This window comes from Mycolicibacterium sp. MU0053, assembly GCF_963378095.1.
Lineage (GTDB): Bacteria > Actinomycetota > Actinomycetes > Mycobacteriales > Mycobacteriaceae > Mycobacterium > Mycobacterium burgundiense.
This window is the reverse complement of sequence record NZ_OY726397.1, coordinates 3,539,443-3,553,808: the sequence shown is the minus strand read 5'-3', so window position 1 is coordinate 3,553,808 and position 14,366 is coordinate 3,539,443. Positions and strand designations below refer to the sequence as shown.

At 67.9% G+C, this 14,366-nt stretch carries 15 protein-coding genes; 7 read left to right on the top strand and 8 right to left on the bottom strand.

Annotation, left to right across the window (positions count from 1 at the left end; translation table 11 throughout):
- The first annotated feature begins 15 nt into the window (after positions 1-15).
- Complete coding sequence (locus tag RCP80_RS16710) at positions 16-723, top strand: DUF6390 family protein (protein ID WP_308482890.1); 708 nt, start codon at positions 16-18, stop codon at positions 721-723.
- Here the strand turns inward: RCP80_RS16710 and RCP80_RS16705 are convergent.
- A complete protein-coding gene (locus RCP80_RS16705) occupies positions 713-2,347 on the bottom strand; it encodes a SulP family inorganic anion transporter (protein WP_308478734.1) in 1,635 nt (544 codons plus the stop codon). The two genes, RCP80_RS16710 and RCP80_RS16705, sit on opposite strands and share 11 nt — an antisense overlap.
- Entirely contained in the window at positions 2,344-2,709 is a 366-nt protein-coding gene (locus RCP80_RS16700) for an ArsR/SmtB family transcription factor (protein WP_308478733.1), read from the bottom strand. The genes RCP80_RS16705 and RCP80_RS16700 overlap by 4 nt, the downstream gene beginning before the upstream one ends.
- Positions 2,710-2,934: 225 nt before the next feature.
- Between RCP80_RS16700 and RCP80_RS16695 the strand changes: the two genes are divergently transcribed.
- The gene (locus RCP80_RS16695) at positions 2,935-3,411 is read left to right on the top strand and encodes a 2-isopropylmalate synthase (protein ID WP_308478732.1); all 477 of its coding nucleotides are present in this window, start codon (positions 2,935-2,937) and stop codon (positions 3,409-3,411) included.
- Between the two features lies 1 nt (position 3,412).
- Here RCP80_RS16695 and RCP80_RS16690 read toward each other — a convergent pair whose 3' ends face one another.
- Complete coding sequence (locus RCP80_RS16690) at positions 3,413-4,900, bottom strand: cytochrome P450 (RefSeq protein ID WP_308478731.1); 1,488 nt, start codon at positions 4,898-4,900, stop codon at positions 3,413-3,415.
- A gap of 122 nt (positions 4,901-5,022) precedes the next feature.
- Here RCP80_RS16690 and RCP80_RS16685 point away from each other — a divergent pair, with 122 nt between their 5' ends.
- Both RCP80_RS16685 and RCP80_RS16680 read left to right on the top strand, forming a co-directional pair.
- The gene (locus RCP80_RS16685) at positions 5,023-5,676 is read left to right on the top strand and encodes a TetR/AcrR family transcriptional regulator (RefSeq protein ID WP_308478730.1); all 654 of its coding nucleotides are present in this window, start codon (positions 5,023-5,025) and stop codon (positions 5,674-5,676) included.
- A gap of 26 nt (positions 5,677-5,702) precedes the next feature.
- A complete protein-coding gene (locus tag RCP80_RS16680) occupies positions 5,703-6,644 on the top strand; it encodes an SDR family oxidoreductase (RefSeq protein WP_308478729.1) in 942 nt (313 codons plus the stop codon).
- Here the strand turns inward: RCP80_RS16680 and RCP80_RS16675 are convergent.
- From RCP80_RS16675 to RCP80_RS16665, 3 genes are read right to left on the bottom strand one after another with little or no spacing between them, the layout of a single operon-like run.
- Positions 6,568-7,683 carry an AAA family ATPase gene (locus tag RCP80_RS16675; protein WP_308478728.1) on the bottom strand — a complete coding sequence of 372 codons (1,116 nt, stop codon included), beginning with the start codon at positions 7,681-7,683 and terminating at the stop codon, positions 6,568-6,570. The two genes, RCP80_RS16680 and RCP80_RS16675, sit on opposite strands and share 77 nt — an antisense overlap.
- A 45-nt stretch (positions 7,684-7,728) precedes the next feature.
- A complete protein-coding gene (locus RCP80_RS16670; protein ID WP_308478727.1) occupies positions 7,729-8,655 on the bottom strand; it encodes a sensor domain-containing protein in 927 nt (308 codons plus the stop codon).
- A gap of 35 nt (positions 8,656-8,690) precedes the next feature.
- The gene (locus RCP80_RS16665; protein WP_308478726.1) at positions 8,691-9,398 is read right to left on the bottom strand and encodes a sensor domain-containing protein; all 708 of its coding nucleotides are present in this window, start codon (positions 9,396-9,398) and stop codon (positions 8,691-8,693) included.
- A gap of 317 nt (positions 9,399-9,715) precedes the next feature.
- On the opposite strand from RCP80_RS16665, the gene RCP80_RS16660 reads away from it, so the two are divergent.
- Positions 9,716-11,212 (top strand): neutral zinc metallopeptidase, encoded by a 1,497-nt coding sequence (locus RCP80_RS16660; protein WP_308478725.1) that lies wholly within the window; start codon positions 9,716-9,718, stop codon positions 11,210-11,212.
- Here RCP80_RS16660 and RCP80_RS16655 read toward each other — a convergent pair.
- Positions 11,191-12,288, bottom strand: coding sequence for a DNA polymerase IV (locus RCP80_RS16655; RefSeq protein WP_308478724.1), 1,098 nt, complete (start codon positions 12,286-12,288; stop codon positions 11,191-11,193). The genes RCP80_RS16660 and RCP80_RS16655 overlap by 22 nt on opposite strands.
- A complete protein-coding gene (locus RCP80_RS16650) occupies positions 12,276-12,884 on the bottom strand; it encodes a TetR/AcrR family transcriptional regulator (protein WP_308478723.1) in 609 nt (202 codons plus the stop codon). The genes RCP80_RS16655 and RCP80_RS16650 overlap by 13 nt, the downstream gene beginning before the upstream one ends.
- Before the next feature lie 95 nt (positions 12,885-12,979).
- On the opposite strand from RCP80_RS16650, the gene RCP80_RS16645 reads away from it, so the two are divergent.
- Positions 12,980-13,549, top strand: coding sequence for an NADPH-dependent FMN reductase (locus RCP80_RS16645; protein WP_308478722.1), 570 nt, complete (start codon positions 12,980-12,982; stop codon positions 13,547-13,549).
- Positions 13,550-14,083: 534 nt separating this feature from the next.
- Positions 14,084-14,326, top strand: coding sequence for a glutaredoxin-like protein NrdH (gene nrdH, locus RCP80_RS16640; protein WP_308478721.1), 243 nt, complete (start codon positions 14,084-14,086; stop codon positions 14,324-14,326).
- Positions 14,327-14,366 lie beyond the last annotated feature (40 nt).

The following is a 14,366-nucleotide window of genomic DNA, read 5'->3' as shown; positions in this document are numbered from 1 at the left end:
ATCGGGGGGGCGGAGATGTTCGCCCGCTACGCCTATGCGCCCAATCAGCTCGGTTACTGCGGGCCGTCGGACAAGTCCGCGCTCAGTAGCGGTTCGGTGGAACAGATCCGGGCCGCCGCCCGACGATTCTCCGGTGCGTGGCCCTACCTTCAGGTGTTGTCGCGGATGACCGGCGTCGCCGATCCGCTGGACCGTCGGCTCGTCGAATCCTATTGGCTGGGCGGGGGTCTCGGTGCGGATCTGGACCCCGAGCGGTTTCTCGGGCAATTGCTGGCGGTGATCGGACCCCAGGCGGGACGCTACTGGTTGCATCTGAGCACCGAACTCGCCGACGAGGCCGCCGCCAATCACTGCTTTCACGTCTTCGGGGTGTATCCGTGGTCTCGGCTGCTCGGCAAGGTTGCCGACGCGGCCCCGGTCCGGATTCTGGACAGCTGCCGCATCACCCCGGCCACCGTGCTCACCCGCCGGGGTGACCGGATCGAGGTCCGTTGCCGGCAGTTGAGCTGGGACGGCCGCGAGTTGCGGCTGACCGGCCCCGCGCCACGCCAGGTCCAGGTGTGGGTGGCCGGATACAGCGCGGTGCCCGACGTCGCACCCGGCGATCGGGTCGCATTGCATTGGGACCGGTTGTGCGGCCGTCTTGACCCCGCACAGGTGAGCGACCTGCAGCGCTGCACGACGGATCAGCTGGCGGTCACCAATCGGCGGCTCAGCGGTTAGCGTGGCTGCGGGCGTGGGCGATCGCGTCGTCGAGGGAGTCGATGAGGTGGTTTTCGTGCCGCAGCGAGTCGATCACCCCGACGTTGGTCAGCAGATTCATGTGTTCGGGTTGCACACCCTTGATGATGACGGTGATGCCGCGCGCCTCGAGTTCTTCGGCGATGCGCCCCAGCGTGTGGGCGCCGGTGGCATCCAGCATGCCCAGCTGGGACATCCGGATGACGACCACCGTGACCTCGGGATTGTCGGCATCGGTGATGGCGCTTGAAATCCGTTCGGCCGCACCGAAGAACATCGCGCCGTCGAGTCGTAGCAGCGCTATCCGCTCGTCGCCGGGTTGGGCGGGGCCGGGCAGCTTCTCGCGGGTCACGCTGCTGCGCCCCGCGACCGAGCGCAGCGCGAAGAATGCCGCGATCAGGATGCCGATCTGCACCGCCTCGATGAGGTCGAAGCACACCGTGATCCCCGCGGTCAGCAGGAAGGTGAACGCGTCCGACCGCGTCGAGCGCAGCACCGTGAGGATCGTGGAGCGCGAGATCATCCGGAAGGCCGTCACCATCAGCACCGCGGACAGCGCCGCGAGCGGGATGGTCGAAACGGGCCCGGTGGCCAGATACACCACCCCGAGCAGCAGCAGGGAGTGCACGATCGCCGCGACGCGGGTGCGGGCCCCGGAGCGCACATTGACCGCGGTGCGGGCGATCGCACCCGTGGCGGGCATGCCGCCGAACATCCCGGAGGCCACCGAGGCCAGGCCCTGCCCGACCAGTTCCCGGTCGGGGTCATACGGACCCGTCGGCGACATCGTGGCCGCCACGCGCGCCGACAGCAGCGATTCGATGGCGGCCAGCGCGGCGATCGCCACCGCGGCCCCGAGCAGGGTGCGCAGCGCCCCGAGGTCGGCGTGCGGCAGCACCGGTGCGGGCAGGGTGTTGGGCAGTTCCCCGATGCGTGCCACCTCCAGGCCCAGCACGACGACGAGCACGGTGGCCGCGACGACTGCGGTCAGCGACTCCGGAATCGAGCGGTGCAGCTTCGGCAGGACGACCATCAAGAGGGCCGCGAAGCCGACCACCAACAGGGCGGTCGACGCCGTCGACCATTGCGCGGTGCGGATGACGTCCCAGGCAGCGAAGAGCGCGGTCTTGCCCTCCGGCGCCGGTTGGCCCACCGCGGCCGGCACCTGTTGCAGGAAGATGATGGTCGCGATGCCCAGCGTGAAGCCCTCGATCACCGGCCAGGGGATGAAGGTGACGGCCCGGCCCAGCCGGGTGATCCCGGCCGCGAGCACAATGAGCCCGGCGAGCACCGTGACCAGCGCGATGCTGCCCAGCCCGTAGACGGCGACGATGGGGGCGAGCACCACGGCCATCGCCCCGGTCGGTCCGGAGACCTGAACGTTCGAACCACCGAACACCGCGGCGACGAGTCCGGCGACCACCGCGGTGACGAGCCCGGCTGCCGCACCCACCCCGGAGCTGATCCCGAATGCCAGCGCCAGCGGCAGCGCCACCACCCCGACGGTGATCCCGGCCAGGATGTCGTGTCGCCAGGAGCGCGGGAACTCGGCGTAGTCGGCGCGCTGGGGGAGCAGACGCGCCACCGCCGTCAACGCCGAACTCACTGCTTGCCCTGCAGCGGCGGCAGATCCCGCATGGCCTCGAGTTGGCGGCCGGCCGCTGAGAGGGTGTCGGCCAGGAAAGCTCGGGCGATCAGCAGAAGTTCGGCGATCTTCGGGTGCGCCAACCGATAGAACACGGCATTGCCGACACGCTCGGCGCTGACCACCCGGTGGCGCTTGAGCACAGCGAGGTGCTGAGACAGTAGGGTGGCTTCCATCCCGGTTTCGGTGAGCATCTCGCTGACCGGCGTCGGGTCGGTTGTGGCGCAGAGGATCTCGAGAATTCGAATCCGAGCAGGATGCGCCAATGCCTTGAACAAGTTGGCCTTGATCTCATAAAGCGGCTGATCGGATGTGAGCGGCATGGACGGTCCTTCAATTTACGGATTTAGGAATTACTCAATCCACTATACCGTCCCGCCCGGTTATCCGGTTGCACCCGATGACCACAGTCGCTATGGTCGCGAGCGTGCAGCGTCATCTTCTCGTAGTAGTGCCCCGCAGCGGGGTCTGATTCAGACCGACCCCCCGCTGTGGGTCGTCAGCTACTGCCCGTCGGTCACTTCGCTCGCTACCGAGAAGACCGGCACATGACTTTCACCCCGAGCACCGAACGACCACTTGCGAACATTCTCGCCGCGCCCCTGCCGCGCGGACTGCGCCAGCGCACCGCCGGGATGTCCTGGGCTGCCGTGCTGGCCACCTACGGGCCGTCGTCGGGACCGCTGCAACTGGGCGCGTGGGCCTGCGTCGGCACGGGTCGGCCCGGCGCCCGACCGGGGCTGCAGAACCGAAAATTCCAGGCCACCTTGGCAATCGGGGACCGGGTCTGCAAGTCTTCGGTGGCTGCCGCGGGTCCGGTGGCGGCGCTGACCGAGATGCTGCACGAGCACGGCTTCGCCGTCGAGTTGCTGAGCTTTCACCAGCTCCAGGCAGGCGCCGACACCGTCACCGCGGTGCACGGCAGCAACGGGACCCGCGATGAATGGGCGCTGGGTTGGGACCCCGATCCCGGCCAGTCGGCGCTGCGGGCGTTGATCGCCTGCGCCAACCGACTGGCCGGCTGAATCACTTCAGGGGGCGCAGCACGATCGGCATGCCGTCGATCGGCACCGGCATGCCGCCGTAGTCGTAGCGCGGCTGATAGCCCGGGTGGGCCAGCTCGAGCCGGTACTTCCGCAGCAGCCGGTGCATGACGGTCTTGATCTCCAGCTGGCCGAACACCATGCCGATGCACTTGTGCGCGCCGCCGCCGAACGGGGCGAACGCGTAGCGGTGCTGCTTGTGCTCCGAGCGCGGCTCGGCGAAGCGATCCGGGTCGAACTTGTCCGGATCGGTCCAAAGCTCGGGCAGCCGGTGGTTGATCGAGGGCCAGGTCACCACGTTGGTGCCGGCCGGGATGAAGTAGCCGAGCAAATCGGTGTCGCGCACGGCCTGGCGGAAGTTGAACGGCAGCGGGGTCATCATCCGCAGCGCCTCGTTGATCACCAGGTCGTAGGTTTCCAGCTTCTCCAGTGCCTCGATGTCAAGCGGCCCGTCGCCGATGCGTTCGGACTCCTCGCGCAGCCGCTCCTGCCACTCGGGGTTGGCCGCCAGGTGGTAGGCCATCGTCGTCATGGTCGAGGTGGACGTGTCGTGCGCGGCCATCATCAAGAAGATCATGTGGCTGACGATCTGATCGTCGGTGAAGGTCTGACCGTCCTCGTCGGCGGAGTGACACAGCACGCTGAACATATCGGTGCTCTCGGTGCGCCGCTTCTCGTCGATCCGGCTGTTGAAGTAGTCCTCCAGCGTCTTGCGGGCCTGGATGCCACGCCACCACTTCAACGGGGGCACCGGCTTGCGCACGATCGCGTTGCCGGCCCGCGTGGTCGTGGTGAACGCGTTGTTGATGGTGGTGACCAGCTCCTTGTCGGTGCCCGCGGGGTGCCCCATGAACACCTCCGAGGCGATGTCGAGAGTCAGTTCCTTGAGGGCGGGGAAGATCAGGAACCGCGGGTCGTCGGCCACCCAATCGTTGGCGACCACCTTCGAAGCGACCGAGTCGATGTGCGGGATGTAGCCGGTCAGCCGCGTGCGGGTGAACGCGTCCTGCATGATCCGGCGGTGGAACATGTGCTCGTCGAAGTCGAGCAGCATCAGGCCGCCCTCGAAGAACGGCCCGATCACCGGATCCCAGGCGCGCTGCGAGTAGTCCTTGTTGCGGTTCGAGAAGATGGTCTGGGTGGCGTCGGGGCCGAGCGCCATCACTGCCGACAGCGCGGGGGAGTGCGAAAAGTGGACCGGCCCGTTCTTGCGGTACTGCGACAGGATGAAATCAGGTCCGCCGCGGAAGATCTCGATCATGTGGCCCAGCACCGGCAGGCCCGAATCACCCATGATGGGTTTGAGGTCACTGCTGGCCGGCGGAGTGGAGAAGACGAACTCGTCCCACTTCTTGTTCTTTAGGCGCTTTTCGATCGCGCCCATGCCGGGCAGGGTGTTGGGGGTCGGGGTGAGCCGACGCTTGGCCTGGTCAAGCAGGTAACGGGGAGTGCTGATCGTCGCTGGGGCCACTGGGAGCTCCTTTGCTGCAGGTGGGGTCGGGCTGTGGCAGGGGCCACTTGCCCTCTATTTCACCGGCTGACTTGACGCGTGTCAAGTTTCCATCCGGCCGCGGCGTGGTGCATGGTTGTTGCGTGAGTGTTGAGCAGCGGAGGACGCCGACGGCGGGGGCTGAGCCGTCCGGGCGCCGACGAGGCGACAAGCAACGGCAGGCGATCGTCGACGCGGTGCGCGAACTGTTGGAGGAAAAGCCCTTCGCCGACCTGTCGGTGAGCGCCATCAGTGACCGGGCCGGCGTGGCGCGGTCGGGCTTCTACTTCTACTTCGATTCCAAATACGCCGTATTGGCCCAAATCCTCGCCGAGGCCGCGCACGAACTCGAGGAGCTCACCCAATACTTCGCCCCACGCGGTGCCGACGAATCGCCGGCGGAGTTCGCCCGCCGGATGGTGGGGTCGGCGGCCGTCGTGTTCGCCCGCAACGACCCGATCATGACGGCGTGTAACGCCGCCCGCACCACCGACGCCGAGATCCGCAAGGTGCAGGACGACCAGTTCGCCCGCGTCGTCGACCAGATCGTCGAGGTGGTCCGCAACGAGATCGCGGCCGGTACCGCGCGCCCGATCAGCGACGACGTCCCCGCGCTGATCCGAACCCTGGGCGCCACCACCGTGATGTTGCTCTCGCGCGATCAGCGCTTCCTCTGCCCCGACCGCGGCATCGAACGCGGCGTCGGCGTTCTCGAACAGTTGTGGCTGACCAGCTTGTGGGGCGGCGCCGCCCTCTGAGCGATACCGTCGGTATCGTTTCGATCATGGTGAAGAGTTTCGGCGGGAAGCGGTGCTTTGTCACCGGCGCTGCCAGCGGCATCGGACGCGCGATCGCGCTGCGGCTGGCGGCCGACGGGGCCGAGTTGTACCTGACCGACCGCGACGCCGCGGGTCTGGAACAGACCGTCGCCGATGTGCGGGCATTGGGCGCCGTGGTGGGCGAGCATCGCGCGTTGGACATCTCCGACTATGACGCGGTGGCCGGGTTTGCCGCCGACATCCACACCAGCCATCCGGCCATGGACATCGTGCTCAACGTCGCGGGCGTCTCCGCGTGGGGCACCGTCGACCAACTCAGCCACCGGCAGTGGCGATCGATGATCGACATCAACCTGATGGGTCCGATCCACGTGATCGAGACCTTCATCCCGCCGATGATGGCCGCGGGCACCGGCGGTCAGCTGGTGAACGTTTCCTCGGCCGCGGGCCTGGTGGCCTTGCCGTGGCATGCCGCCTACAGTGCCAGCAAGTACGGCCTGCGCGGCCTCTCGGAGGTACTGCGATTCGATTTGGCCCGCCACAACATCGGGGTGTCGGTGGTGGTGCCGGGTGCGGTGAAGACCGGATTGGTGCAGACGGTCGAGATCGCCGGGGTGGACCGCGACGACCCCAAGGTCGCCCGTTGGGTGAACCTGTTCAGCGGCCACGCGGTGTCACCGGAGAAGGCGGCGGACAAGATCCTGGCCGGGATACTGAAGAACCGGTATTTGATCTACACCTCGGGAGACATCCGGGCGTTCTACGCGTTCAAGCGGCTGGCGTGGTGGCCCTACAGCGTCGCGATGCGCCGGGTGAACGTGTTCTTCACCCGGGTGCTGCGTCCGCGACCGAACTGGAGTGCCGGGGCGCTCACCGCGAACCCCACTGCCACGCAGGAGCATCCAGCAGACCCTGCCCCGCTACCCGCGTCTGACCCGATTCCTTGATCAACTCCAGCACGGCGGCGTCCGCGCCGAGGTATTCGAGCAGCTGGCGCGAATGGGTCACCACGAAGACCTGAGTCCGGTGGGCCGCGGCGCTGATCAGCCGGGCCAATGGTTGCGCCAACTCCGGGTGCAACGAGGTCTCCGGTTCGTTGAGCACCATCAGCGATGGCGGTTGCGGACTGCACAGTGCGGCGGCCCAGAGCAGGAAACGCAGTGTGCCATCCGATAATTCGGCGGATCTCAGAGGCCGTAGCACGCCGGGCTGATGCAATTGCACATCGAAGTAGCCGTCGCTGACCGAGGTCGCGATGGTCGCGCCGGCAAAAGCCTCGGCAACCGCGTGGGGCAGGTCCTCGAAGCCGGCTTCGAGGACCGTCTGGATTGCTGCGGCCAGGTTGCCACCGTCGTCGGCGAGCACCGGGCTGCGGGTGCCGACGCTGGCCCGGCGCGCGGGCGCCCCGTCGTCCACGCGGAAGCCGTCGTAGAACCGCCAGCCGCGCAACCGGTCTCGCACGGCGGCGAGTTCCGGCGACTGTCCCGGATGGGCGAATTCGGCGAGGACGCTGTGGTAGGACGGCAGCGCCCGGGTCAATTCGGCGAATCCGCGTCCGGAGTCGTCGCAGGCTTGCGCCAGTGGACCGCCCCGACGCACCAATGTCGTCGCCGGCCGCAGCACCGAACCGGCGAACACCACCTCGCGTTTGATCTCCGGATCCCGGTCGAACTTCGAAGTGTGGCCGGCGATCTGCGGCAGGCCGAGATCCACGAGGTAGCCGAAATCGTCGGCGGCATAGCCGAGTTTGAGCTCCACGGTACGTTTCTTGGTGCCGGACCCGGCCCACAGCGCCGACTGTAGACCGCCCTCGCGGGCCAGTGCCGCGATGACCTCGCCGCGGCCGCAGTCGGACAGCAACCGCAACGCCCGGTACACCGAGGACTTACCGGTGCCGTTGGCGCCGGTGAGTACGGTCAGTCGACTCAGCGGCAACACCGTGTCCCGCAGGGATCGGTAGCCGTGGATGGCGACGGTCGACAGCATGGGGCCGACGGTAGCCGGTACCGGTGACACCCCGGTGGGCACCGGTCAATCCCGGATGCGCGCGATCTTGCCGGCGACCTTGTCGACGAAGGCAGGTACCGCGGACTCCGGCACGTCGGTGCCGCAAATCGCGAAATCCAGCACGATGTTGTTGCGCGCCGCGAGGGCATTTCTGCACAGCCAGCCGTCGCCGGCTTCCTCGATGGTGGTGGTGGACAGAATCCCGGCGTCCTCGGTGACGTTCTGGACGGCCCAGTATTCGCCGGCGGTGGCGCCCACCACCGCGAGGTTGACGGTGCGGTTGGCGCAGCCGTCCCATTTGGCCCTCGTCGCGCTCACGTGCCGCTGCGCGGCCGCGGGGTCGGCGAAGGACACCACGGTCTGAACGAGCTTGCGCCGCGGCGCGTCACCGGTGAGGAACTGCTGCCGGGACGCGGTGAAACCGCTGCCCCGATAGGCCAATAACTTGCCCGAATACAGGGCGATGCAGTCGTTGTCGACCAGCGGTTCGTCGGCCATGGCCTCATAGATCCGCTCCCCGGAGTCGACGGAGCCCGCCATGGTCGCCGAACCGACGACCGCGGCGGCTTCGGGCAGGTTCAACAGCAGACCGGACAACGCCGCCACCGGTACGGGGCGGACCGCATCGGGCGTCTCGGTCCCGTCGGACGGGTCGGCCTGCGGTGATGGATCTTCGACCGCGCCGGCCGCGGGGGGATTCGGCGCCGGCTCGTCGCGGTTGGCCACGAGGACGGACCCGAGCGTGGCGGCCCCGATCACCACCGCGGCCGAGACCGCAACCCAGCGCAGCCGTTGGGCCCGGGGACGCGGGGGCGGTTGCCACGGGGGCACCCCCGGGTGCGGGGGCCAGTTCGGGGCCGGCCAGGATGGCTGCGGCCCGGGCAGGTTCGCTCCGCGCGGCGGAATGTGTACGGTCTGGTCGTTGCTCGTGTCGTAGCCGGGTGTGCTCATTGGTGGTTCCTTTCGGTGCGAAGCGATGTCGTGGGTCAGTTGGCCGGCTGCGAGTTGTGCGCGATCGCCACCGCGATCTGTTCGGCTCGGCCGGTGGGATCGGCGCCGCGGAGGTCGCAGGCGACCACGTCGGCGATGACCGCACCGGCTGTTCCGTTGGCGGCGGTCATCGCGCGCTCGCAGATCACGTGCCGGCCAACCTGACGCTGCACCAGCACGGTGTCGTTGCGGTGCAGTTCGGCCGGGCCCAGCGCCCACTCGGTGACCGCACCAGATGTGTCGGTGTGGGCGACGACCCGTTCACCGCAGCTCGACCAGGCACGGGTGGATGCGCGCACCTGGCCGGCCGCGGCGTCCGGGCTGGCCGCGCTGAGCACGGTTTGGTTCACGAAATGCCGAGCGCGCCCGGGCTTTCCGTCGGTGACCAGCTGGGTGGCGACGCTCGTCGGCCCGGCGACCCGATAGGCCTCGCGGTGTCCGGGCTCATAGGCGCCCATGCAGCGCGCGGGTTCGAGGTTGCCCGCGGCGGAGTCGAGCAGCTCCGCGGCGGAGCCCACCACCCGCATCGGCGCCGACGCGCGGGTGATGCGCCCGAGTTGATCCGGCGTCGGCAGCAGCGCCTCCAGGTGCGAGACGTAGGTGAACGTGGGGTGCGGCCCGGTCAGGGCCGATGCCGGGGCGGCGGCGAAACCGGCCGCAGCGATGGCGCCCGTCAGCGCTACCAGGGGGATGGTTCGTGTCATCGCGCTCTCCTTGCTCGGACCCGATACCGGGATCGGATGCTACGACTTTAAGTGATAAACCGTAGCACCGCAAGGGGGCGCGATGCATTCGTCTTCGGGCCGCCGAGCTATCCGGTATAAATGCAGCTCAAATGGGCTAGACGACGGCAATCCAGCGCGGTTCCGCCGGTGGTGCGGCCGGCTTAGCGCTTCGGTTTCATCGATTCAACGCCGTTATCCGCGAAACTGACAGGCGCAAAGTGAAGCATGAGCTACGATTTGTCCCGAAACGTGGCGATTGCTGGCGCTCCTCGGGCGTCGAACGGGAAGGACACACCATGACGAAGCTCCCGCACCGCGCCCGGACCTGCGCAGTGGCGCTGGCGGTGTTGATGGTCGTAGCGGTGGCCGCGGCCTTGAGCGGGTGCTCGGAACACACCGAGGGATCCGCCGTATCGCCGCTGTACGACCCGTTCCGGGTTGGCGGCCTGCCCGCGGTCGACGGGCCCAGCGGGCCGCGTCCCGATGCGCCCCGACCCGTCGGCAAGGTGTTCAACACCGACCAGGGGGAGATCGACGCCCTGGCGCTGCTGGCCGTCAACGACATCGAGGAATTCTGGTCGGCGCACTACCGGGAGGCATTCGCGGGGACGTTTCGCAGGGTGAACCGGTTGATCTCCTACGACTCCGAGGATCGCGACAGCCCGCGCATCTGCGGTGCGAGCCCCTACGGTCAGCCGAATGCGTTCTTCTGTCCGCGGGACCGGTCGATCGCCTGGGACCGGGGCCTACTGCTACCGATCGGAGTGAAGTACTTCGGTCCGATGTCGGTGGTGGGGTTGGTGGCCCACGAATACGGGCACGCGCTGCAGTACCTGGCCGAACTCGTGGACCAGGACACCGCGCCGATCGTGCGGGAGCAGCAGGCGGATTGTTTTGCCGGCGTTTACATCCGGCATGTCGCCGAAGGGAATTCGCGTCGGTTCCAGATCGACACCGCCGACGGCTTGAGCCACGTCCTGGCCAGTTTGATCGCGATCCGGGATCCCGTCCTGGGGCCCGACGACACCAAGATGCTCGAATTCGGGCACGGTACCGCGGTGGACCGGGTCGCCGCTTTCCAGACCGGCTTCGTTCGCGGGCTCGACAGTTGTGCCGCAATCGATCTGCGCGATGTCGAGGAACGTCGCGGGGAGCTTCCGATGAACCTCCAGGAAAGCCGCGACGGTGCCGTCGAGACCGGTGAGGCCCCCATCAACGAACGGACTTTGACGGTGCTTTTCGAGGGTCTCAATCAGATCTACGAACCGAAGCAGGCGCCCAGCCTGGCATTCGCCTTGTCGCAGGACGATCACCGCTGCCCCGACGCGCAGCCCAGTCCGCCCGCGTCCTACTGCCCGGCCACCAACACCGTCACCGTGGATGTCGATCCGCTGCGGACCATGGGCGAGGCCGGCGATGAGCGGACGGATGCTGTGCTGCTGCAAGGCGACAACACCGCGTTGTCCATCGTGGTGTCCCGGTATCTGCTGGCGGTGCAGCAGGAACGGGGCCTGCCGTTGCGGTCGGCCGCGGCGGCGCTGCGCACCGCGTGCCTGACCGGCGTGGCGCAGCGCCACCTCAGCGACCCGGTGGAGATCGAGTCGGGGGAGAAGCTGTGGCTGACAGCCGGTGACGTCGACGAGGCCGCGGCGGGACTGCTGACCAATGGAAGGGTGGCCACCGACGTCGACGGCGCCACCGTGCCGGCGGGGTTCACCAGGATCGTGGCGTTTCGCTCCGGTCTGCTGGACCAGTCCGACGGCGATCTCTGCTATCGGCGGTTCAACTCTTGAGCGGGCATCTGTAGTTCCAGTCGCACGCCGAGCAACCGGACGGGGCGGTCTAGTTCGAACTGATCGAGCACCGCCAGTGCCGTCTCGGTGATCACTGTCGCTGCCGTGCTGGGCGCGGCGAGCTTGCGGATCTTGGTCCGGGTGTAGAACGTGCTGGTGCGGACGGTCACGGCCACTCGCGTCACGATGCGGCCGTCGGCGACGACCTCGCCGAGCGTGCGCTGCGCCAATTCGATGACGGCCGAATCTATTTCGCCACGGTCGGTGAGATCGGTGGGAAAGGTCACCACGTGACTGCGCGAACGCGGCACCCAGGGCTGCGGGCTGACGTCGTCGTCACCGCCGCCCTTGGCGAGCAGCAGCAGCCACAGCCCGGTGGACGGTCCGAAGGCCGAGGTCAAGGTCTCGGCATCGGTATGGGCGAGGTCGCGCACCGTGGTGACGCCCATGGCGGCCAGCTTCTTGGCGGTCTTGGGGCCGACGCCCCACAGCGCGTCGACCGGGCGCTGGGCCATGACGTCCATCCAGTTCGTGTCGGTGAGGCGGAAGACGCGAGCGGGCTTGGCGAACCCGGTGGCGACTTTGGCGCGTTGCTTGTTATCGCTGATGCCGACGGAACACGACAGTCCGGTCTCGGCCGCAATGACGGCCCTGATCTGTTCGGCCAGCGCGACCGGATCGTCGGTGTGCGCGGCCAGGTAGGCCTCGTCCCAGCCCCAGACCTCGCAGGGATGGCCGAGGTCGCGCAGCAGTTCCATCACCACCTCCGAGGCGGCGTCGTAGGCCGCGGGATCCGCCGGCAGGAATGTCGCGTTCGGACAGCGCCGGGCCGCGGTCCGCAGTGGCATGCCGGCGTGCACCCCGAACTCCCGGGCCTCATACGATGCGCACGTCACCACCTTGCGTGCTTCGTGGGGATCCCCGTTGCCGCCCACGATGACGGGCAGCCCGACCAGATCGGGGTGCCGGCGCAGTTCGACGGCGGCCAGGAACTGGTCGAGATCGACGTGCAGGATCCAGCGCGACGCTTCGCGCCGGGCGGTGCCCGCGGGCGGGGAGTCGGCTACGTCCCGCACAGCTTGCTGGCCAGGCTTTCCCACGCATCGCCCAAGTCGTCGACGGTCAAGCCGTCGTCGTTGAGGCGGTGCTCGACGTAGTTGGCGTCCAGCAGGGCCAGCAGTGCGTCGGCCTGGGCGTCCAGGTCGCCGCTGGTGCCGGCGGACTCCAACAGGACATACACGTGTCGGCGCAACACCAGGAACACCGCCGTGGCGCGGGCCTGTGGGTCGCGGCTGGCGGCGGTCAACAGGGCGTGGTGGGAATGGGCGAAGGCGATGCGTTGCCGCCCGAAGGCCACCAGTCGCTCCAGCGGCGGAGCCTCCGGTCCCAGCGGCGGGGGGCCGAACAGGAACGCCTGCTGGTTGGCGCGCTCGTCCTCGTCGAGCAGCACCAGCATCAGGCCGGCGCGGCTGCCGAACCGGCGAAACAGGGTTCCTTTGCCGACTCCGGCAGCCGCGGCGATGTCATCCATGGTGACCGCGTCGGCGCCTCGTTCGGCGATGAGGCGGCGCGCCGCGTCCAGCAGCAGCACCCGGTTGCGGGCGGCGTCTTCGCGTTCGGGAGGCGTGGCGTCGGCGAGGGAGAGCCCATAAGCTGCACCGACGGAACTCACGAGAACTATTTTAGCTCAGCCGGAATTATACGGACCACAGTCCGGTTGCACGCTGAGACGATGTCAGAGGCAACCTGGACGAAGGGACTTTACAAATGGCCGAGGCGGACGCGGTGAACGTGCTGGTGCTGGTGGGCAGTCTGCGCGCGGAGTCGATCAATCGACAGATCGCCGCCCTGGCGGCGGACAACGCGCCGGCGGGGGTCGTGCTCACGATGCACGAGGGACTCGGTCAGGTGCCGTTCTACAACGAGGACCTCGACAACGACAACGTCCCCGCCGCTGCGGCGGCGCTGCGAGATGCCGCGCTGGCCGCCGACGCCGTGCTGGCGGTGACGCCGGAGTACAACGGCACCATCCCGGCCGTGCTCAAGAACGCGATCGACTGGCTCTCCAGGCCCTACGGCGACAGTGCGATCAAGGGCAAGCCGGTGGCGATCATCGGGGCGGCGCTCGGCCGCTACGGCGGTACCTGGGCCCACGACGAGGCGCGCAAGTCCTTCGGCATCGCCGGGGCGCGCCCGGTCGAGGACGCGGTGTTGTCCGTGCCGACGACTGAGTTCGACGGCAAGCACCCGGGTGAGCACGCGACCTTCAGCGGCCAGTTGCGTGAGGTGCTGACCAAACTGTCCGGTCAGGTCGCCACCTCGTTGGTCGCCAACTGAGCATTCGCACGTAGTCGACGGCGTGTCGCCGGCGGGTCTGCCTTGACCCGTCGGCGACTTTGCTGTAGCCCGCCCGGCGCCCGAGGCGCGGGAGCGCCCGGGATGGATCTGTCGGTGGCCGGTGGTAGAGATGTCAGCCGTGGAGCACATTCCGCTCGGAGCCGAGGCACTTTCGGCGTGTTGTGATCTGCGACACGCCGGGGCGCGGCGTGCCCCGGGGGCTTACGACCTGGGAATTCCACGAATGTTGTTCAGAACATCTGGTATCTCTTCGCAATGTCGGCCACTAGGTGTAGTGTCTGACAGGCCGACAGACCCAAGATCATCGAGGGCAGCCGGACCGCAGAAACCGACTCGGTTCACCCCGGTTCACGCCGAGGAACCTCGGCGGAGGGGGTACCGGCGAGATGGAATTCCGGGCCCGACCGGCGTGCTGAATAGCAGTGAGTCCCACAGTTGAACAAATCCGTATTCGAGTACAAGTCGATCAACCCATCGACTTCGCTGAGCATAGTGAGGGAGACGTAGGAGAAGATGAGCGTCACCGTGTACACCAAACCGGCCTGCGTGCAGTGCAACGCCACCTACAAGGCGCTGGACAAGCAGGGCATCGCCTACGAGGTCGTCGACATCAGCGTGGATGACGAGGCGCGCGATTACGTGATGGCGCTGGGCTACCTGCAGGCGCCCGTCGTCGTCGCCGGCAGCGAGCACTGGTCAGGCTTCCGGCCGGACCGGATCAAGGCGCTGGCGGGGGCCCCGGCCGCGATCGCTTGAGGAGAAAGTCACGATCGGGTGCCGGGGAAGGAGGGGCCGA

What these genes read in the sequence shown, in the direction of transcription:
- nrdH (WP_308478721.1), top strand. Translation starts at nt 14,084, where the DNA reads ATGAGCGTCACCGTGTACACCAAACCGGCCTGCGTGCAGTGCAACGCC.
- RCP80_RS16670 (WP_308478727.1), bottom strand. Translation starts at nt 8,655, where the DNA reads ATGAGCACACCCGGCTACGACACGAGCAACGACCAGACCGTACACATT.
- RCP80_RS16695 (WP_308478732.1), top strand. Translation starts at nt 2,935, where the DNA reads ATGACTTTCACCCCGAGCACCGAACGACCACTTGCGAACATTCTCGCC.
- RCP80_RS16665 (WP_308478726.1), bottom strand. Translation starts at nt 9,398, where the DNA reads ATGACACGAACCATCCCCCTGGTAGCGCTGACGGGCGCCATCGCTGCG.
- RCP80_RS16660 (WP_308478725.1), top strand. Translation starts at nt 9,716, where the DNA reads ATGACGAAGCTCCCGCACCGCGCCCGGACCTGCGCAGTGGCGCTGGCG.
- RCP80_RS16700 (WP_308478733.1), bottom strand. Translation starts at nt 2,709, where the DNA reads ATGCCGCTCACATCCGATCAGCCGCTTTATGAGATCAAGGCCAACTTG.
- RCP80_RS16710 (WP_308482890.1), top strand. Translation starts at nt 16, where the DNA reads ATGTTCGCCCGCTACGCCTATGCGCCCAATCAGCTCGGTTACTGCGGG.
- RCP80_RS16645 (WP_308478722.1), top strand. Translation starts at nt 12,980, where the DNA reads ATGGCCGAGGCGGACGCGGTGAACGTGCTGGTGCTGGTGGGCAGTCTG.
- RCP80_RS16680 (WP_308478729.1), top strand. Translation starts at nt 5,703, where the DNA reads ATGGTGAAGAGTTTCGGCGGGAAGCGGTGCTTTGTCACCGGCGCTGCC.
- RCP80_RS16675 (WP_308478728.1), bottom strand. Translation starts at nt 7,683, where the DNA reads ATGCTGTCGACCGTCGCCATCCACGGCTACCGATCCCTGCGGGACACG.